This is a genomic window from Hymenobacter lapidiphilus (assembly GCF_013377885.1).
Taxonomy (GTDB): Bacteria; Bacteroidota; Bacteroidia; order Cytophagales; family Hymenobacteraceae; genus Hymenobacter; species Hymenobacter lapidiphilus.
Map to the genome: position 1 here is coordinate 1 of NZ_JABKAU010000085.1, position 1530 is coordinate 1530.

Consider the following 1530-nt stretch of genomic DNA (forward strand, 5'->3'; position numbering starts at 1 on the left):
ATTGTTGACGAAGTCCGGCCCCGTTGGATTGTTGGTGAAAACGTTGCTGGCCTCGCCTCGCTGGGCCTCGACAGCGTGCTTTTTGACCTGGAAGCGTCGGGTTACACCGCAGAAACAGTTCTACTACCAGCTTGCGGTGTCGGTGCCCCGCACCGTCGCGATAGGCTCTGGATTGTGGCCTACGCCGGATGCGGCCTTGGCGACCGGGGGCAAAACCCGCACGAAGGAAATGAGCCTCACGGGCCGGATGCCGGATGGCCGCAAGGCACAAGTGAGCATCAACGATTTCGCCAAACGGGGCCTATATCCAACGCCCACGGTGAACGACGCGAAGAACAGCAGCCTGCCGGAATCGCAGCGCAGCCGGGATGGGTTGGCGGGCTCGATTCTACGGGGCGAATTACTTCCAACGCCCACGGCATCCTGCCACACGGGGGCCGGGGAGAAGGGAACGGGCGGGCCGAACCTGCAAACAGCCATCGCCATGATGGGCACGCCCACGGCCACCATGCGGGTGCGAAGGGAACGGTTTCAGGAAGGCCGCCAGCCCAATCCAGCCGAAGTAGCCCAGAAGCTTGGCGGCTCACTGAACCCCCGCTTTGTGGCCCAAATGATGGGCTACCCGCCGGACTGGTGCGAGTTAGCACCCGAGCCAAGCAACTCAAAGCCTACGGCAACAGCATCGTCCCGCAAGTCGCCTACAAAATATTCCAGGCCCTTGCCCTAGCTGATGCTGATTCTCCCCATCACCAAACCCGCTAGGACCATGAAAACCGCTACCCGCTTCTGCGCTTCCTGCCTGCTGCCGTGGGCCACATCCGCCCTGTTTGCCGCCGCCGTGGCCGCGCTACTCGGCTCCTGCACCCGCCTGCAGGATGCGCCCGACCCGCGCCCCGCCGCTACGCGCTACGAGCTGGCCCCCGAGCGGCGGCTCGATACCTACGAGGACGCGGGGCAGTGGACTCGGCCGGTGCCGGCCGATACCACGCGGGCCGGGTGGTAGATACTTGAACGACTAAACGAACGAGACGATGAAATACAAAGTAGAAAAAACGCACGCTACGGGCGTTGCCCTGTCTGCTATCCGCCAGCGCATTACGGAATGCAACGATGCTGCCAGGGCCTTCGCCAAGGCTAATGGGTGGTCCCTCGCAGTCACCAGCACCCTCAATGTAGGCGGCGGCATATCGGGCATAGGCTTCGATGAAAAGCCGGCTAAATACAAGGAGGTGCACGCGGTGGGCAAATCAAAGTTTTACTACCCCTACGCCTCCAACAAGCCACTTTGCAAGGAGCTGGATGCCCTGCCGGTAGTATCGGTATTCGATTACAACAAGGTGATTGATTGGGATGGGTTTCTAAGCCGCTACGGCCTCACCTGTGGCGGCGACTACTGGCTACTGGATATACCGGGCAATAAGCTGCCAAAGGCTACAGGCCTTGTGGAAATAACCTCTGTCGAGTACGGGCAACTCAAGACACCATTGCCCGCATGACCCCCGCCCGCCGGCCCAGGCCGCAACCGGGCCG

3 protein-coding genes are annotated in these 1530 nt (G+C 61.7%); all 3 read left to right on the forward strand.

Going from position 1 to position 1530, the window contains the following annotated elements:
• The first annotated feature begins 60 nt into the window (after window positions 1-60).
• From HW554_RS20110 to HW554_RS20120, 3 genes are read left to right on the forward strand one after another with little or no spacing between them, the layout of a single operon-like run.
• On the forward strand, window positions 61-762 hold the full coding sequence (locus HW554_RS20110; RefSeq protein WP_394354326.1) for a hypothetical protein: 702 nt from the start codon (window positions 61-63) through the stop codon (window positions 760-762).
• 4 nt (window positions 763-766) lie between these two features.
• Window positions 767-1003 (forward strand): hypothetical protein, encoded by a 237-nt coding sequence (locus tag HW554_RS20115; protein ID WP_176910316.1) that lies wholly within the window; start codon window positions 767-769, stop codon window positions 1001-1003.
• 28 nt (window positions 1004-1031) lie between these two features.
• Window positions 1032-1496, forward strand: coding sequence for a hypothetical protein (locus HW554_RS20120; protein ID WP_176910317.1), 465 nt, complete (start codon window positions 1032-1034; stop codon window positions 1494-1496).
• Window positions 1497-1530 lie beyond the last annotated feature (34 nt).

Excerpts from the sequence above, each read along its gene's own strand:
- HW554_RS20115 (WP_176910316.1), top strand. The coding sequence starts at position 767 with ATGAAAACCGCTACCCGCTTCTGCGCTTCCTGCCTGCTGCCGTGGGCC.
- HW554_RS20120 (WP_176910317.1), top strand. The coding sequence starts at position 1,032 with ATGAAATACAAAGTAGAAAAAACGCACGCTACGGGCGTTGCCCTGTCT.